The organism is [Phormidium] sp. LEGE 05292, assembly GCF_015207735.1.
Classification (GTDB): Bacteria; Cyanobacteriota; Cyanobacteriia; order Cyanobacteriales; family Aerosakkonemataceae; genus Floridanema.
The window spans coordinates 1-3,616 of record NZ_JADEWG010000281.1 but is presented as its reverse complement, the minus strand read 5'-3'; the positions used below and the strand labels follow the sequence as shown (position 1 = coordinate 3,616).

Below are 3,616 nucleotides of genomic sequence, written 5' to 3'. Positions count from 1 at the left end.
TTAACAACTCTAATTTTAAAATGAAGAATCCTTCTTTTTCATAAGCAGTGAAAACTGTAACGTTTGGTAAGTTTAATAAGGTATCTAGATGAAAATCCATCGTCCTTTTCGGGTAAAATGTAGTGCTAACTACATTTTACCCCATGATGCCGGAAGACCCATTTACGGTTTTTTCCACCAAGCTGGCATTTTCACCTAACGGGGAAACGGGAATTTCAGTGGTTTTGATAGTGATAGTGCGATTAAATGGTTGTCGGCTCTCACCAATACCTGGTTCGAGAAGGACACGGGTAGCAATTAAATCGATTTCCCAAACTCCTTGTTTGATTTCTCTTGGTTCGGAAAGGTAAGAAACGTAAGCTGTAGAACGAGTTCTACCTTCAAAAACTCCGTTAGGTATGAGTTTGGCAAGTTCTACCAAAGAAGCTTCTCCAAATTCTGATTCCATCATCAAAGAAGCCATCCATGCACTAGTGGGAACTTTGCTACTTTTCTTGATTTTGATACCAGGGTCAGGTTCATTGGTACCGGGAATTTTCCCATCCCAACTCCAGGTAAGATTAATCCAATTTGAGACAAAAGTTTTAATAGTTTTCGGTTCTCGATAGAAGCTATCTGCCTCCATAACTCTGGCTGTTGTGCCATCTTTTAATTGCACGAATGTTACTTTTTTTTGAGCCAATGAATTGAGATTGAAACTATTAAATACAACAGCAACAGTCAAAATGCTCACCATACCTGTTAACAACACAAAGCACCAAGCTAAAGTGTTTTTTGATTCCGGTAGTAATGGTTGAGATGGTAATGATTTAAAAGTCATAACTAGAAACGCAGCGAACGGAAAGTAGTTTTAAATCAACTTGCCAGCAAATACACCAATAGCATTGCTTACAATATCGGTAAGCTGTTTGGTATTATTAGCAAGTGCATTGTACAAAGCAGCACCGCCACCTCTAGCAATCAAAACAGCTAAAACGGGAGCAAACACCGCTAAAAAGAACAGGAAAGCAATATCAGTGATTAGTTCGGCATCAGAATTAACAATAACTACAGCTACTAATCCCACAACAATGTTGTAACCAAGTTGGATGCCAAACAAAGAAAGAAATCCGGCTAACCAAGCCCAAATCGGTTTTCCTTGCAATGGCAATAATGATAATCCCATTGCTGCCGGAGCGAACAATGCTGTTAGCAGTAATGCAGCTTCTAAGATATTGACAAATGCCCACTGAACTGCTCGTAAAATTAATCGAATAATTGGTAAGACAGTAGAACGAAAAACTTGTCCGGCAAAATCACCACTAGCAATATCGGCGACATTAGTAACATTGGCTAAGTTTTCGACGAATCGTTGCAAACTTTTGAGAGGGCTACCATTTTTTTGTTCGGCTTCGTTGAGAATAGCTCGAGCAGTTTCTTTTTTATCATTCCAACACGCAACTAAAGCTTCGCCTACTTTACCCTGGCATTCGCTATAAAGTTTTTCAATTTCTTCTTTGGCAGCACTGGTGAGATTGACATCGGTAAGCGCACTTCTAAATGTCATTTCTCCTAATTGAATTTCTAAGATTTGTTGAACTTGTGCTGCTCCAATCCCGTGAATGAGTTTAACACTTTGGGCTAAAAGTATGCCATTGTTACTCAAGAAAAATACAATAACAATCGGCCAAATTATCATGGCGATTAATTCCGACCAAGATTGTTTTTCGATAATTTCCTTGCCACTGGTAACAGCTAGGTAAATAACAGACATACCAGCTAAAATTAATCCCAGTTTGACTAAAGCAATCCACAAAGCAGATTCTTGAGTATTGAAAGTATTAAACCAAACTAAATTCCAAGATTCGACAGTTTTCTGCGAAACTTCTATGGCATGAGAAAGAGTATCTAATGCTTGTCCGCTTGTGCTAGTTTGGGCAATGAATATTACCAACATTTTCTGATAACCTAATCTTTTTTTCCTAACGTAATCCCACCAGGCATTTGAAACAGTCCAGCTTGTGTAGAAGAAGCAGTGCCAGCCGCAGCATCTTGTCTTCGCTGGGTGACATTGAGTTCGCTAAGTTCTTTAGCTTGTTGGGCACTTAAAGTATTGGCGAGGGCGCGATCGATCTGTGCTTGTTGATTCTGAAGGACAATCGCACCTTGATTCTGTGCTGCTAGCGCCGTTTGTTGAGAAATGTTACGCATGATGTGTTGTGTAACATCTTGGTTTTGCGATTCTTCGCCCAATTGAATAATTTGAGTAACATTTTGGTCAACCATTTGTGCCATTTGAGCTTGCCTATCTTGAGCAGCTTTACTAAGAGTGGCATTAGCAGCGATTGAAATTGCTGTTTGCTGTTGGGCAAGATTTGCTAAATCTGATTGAATGCTGTAAGAACCTTGAGGTTTTTTTTCTAAAGTAGCAGACAGTTTAGTACTTTGATTATCGGCGAAGTTACCGCTCATTATCTTAGCTATAACTTCCGGTAAATCGGGAATTTTCAGAGAACCAACGAATGATTGTAGCATTTGGTCAAGTTGCGTCGTAATTTTGCTAAAAGCACCGGATATCTGTTGAATTGGATTATTGACTTGACCGAAAAATTGTGCGGCAGACGATTGTATTTGTTGTTCGATTTGTTGAGTTTGAGAAGTAGGAACTGTGAAGTTAGAAGGAGCAGGATTATTAACAGTAGTAGTCGTAGTGAAGGAATTATCAGAACTATCAGCCTGTGCCTCAACCGGGCTTAAAATTAATGGCAATAACAATGCTGGAATAGTAAGAGCAAGTTTCATCAAAAGTAATCTGTTACTCATGGTTTATTCTCCTTTAATTAGCTATTAACTAGCTATGCGAATAGAATATTGTTGCTGCTGAATATCGGTAATGGAATTGTTGCCAATATTGGTAAGAGAGCGTCCTTCTTTAATCGCTTGAACGTATTCAGCAGTAAAGTGTTTAAGACCTAGCAATCGCCCTTTTAAGCTATCGGGATATTGCGCCATAACTCTAGCACGAGCCATCAATTCAGTTTGGTTGTTAGCCACACTTGCTAACACCATTTCCCCTGGATAAAACTGGGTTTGCCAAAATCGACCGCCTTTTTCAATTAACCAATGAGAACAGAGGTCAACCGTTCTGGGAAAGAAAGCTTCGGTGGCATTTTGACCGATAATTTCTGGTGGATACCCCAAACTTTGCACCCAAGAATTAACTGCATTAGATGTTAATTTTCCGGTAATGCGGTACACCATATTTTGCAGAATCATCGTTCCGGTACTGCAATCGTTTATGCTATCAATATCCTGGCAAAGTAGCAGCACTGAAATCCCATTTTTCCGTCCGACTGCACAAAGTTCACCTACTACTTCAGCAAAGCCATCTTTTTTGAACAAAATCGAAAGTTCATCTCCAATAAATAAACTTTTCGGATGGGAAAGAGCATTGCGAATGCAAGCAGCATGAGCATTCATTGCCATCAAATATTGGTCTTGTTCGTTACTGGCTCTCCCGTACCTGTGGGGATAAGTAAATCTTATTTAAATAAACAAGCTAACAGCTTTTCTCGCAAAGATTCAAAGCTTTTAAAGCCATAGCTTTGTCGAATAATGAGCTTAATTCTATTATTAA

Annotated in this window: 4 protein-coding genes; all 4 read right to left on the bottom strand. The window is 39.2% G+C overall.

Annotated features, from left to right (window positions below; translation table 11 throughout):
- Positions 1-136 precede the first annotated feature (136 nt).
- From IQ264_RS31830 to IQ264_RS31815, 4 genes are read right to left on the bottom strand one after another with little or no spacing between them, the layout of a single operon-like run.
- On the bottom strand, positions 137-820 hold the full coding sequence (locus IQ264_RS31830; protein ID WP_193986646.1) for a hypothetical protein: 684 nt from the start codon (positions 818-820) through the stop codon (positions 137-139).
- A 30-nt stretch (positions 821-850) separates the two neighbouring features.
- Positions 851-1,936, bottom strand: coding sequence for a hypothetical protein (locus IQ264_RS31825; RefSeq protein ID WP_193986644.1), 1,086 nt, complete (start codon positions 1,934-1,936; stop codon positions 851-853).
- 11 nt (positions 1,937-1,947) lie between these two features.
- Positions 1,948-2,802, bottom strand: coding sequence for a hypothetical protein (locus tag IQ264_RS31820; protein ID WP_193986642.1), 855 nt, complete (start codon positions 2,800-2,802; stop codon positions 1,948-1,950).
- 24 nt (positions 2,803-2,826) lie between these two features.
- Positions 2,827-3,465, bottom strand: coding sequence for a hypothetical protein (locus tag IQ264_RS31815; protein ID WP_228061966.1), 639 nt, complete (start codon positions 3,463-3,465; stop codon positions 2,827-2,829).
- Positions 3,466-3,616 lie beyond the last annotated feature (151 nt).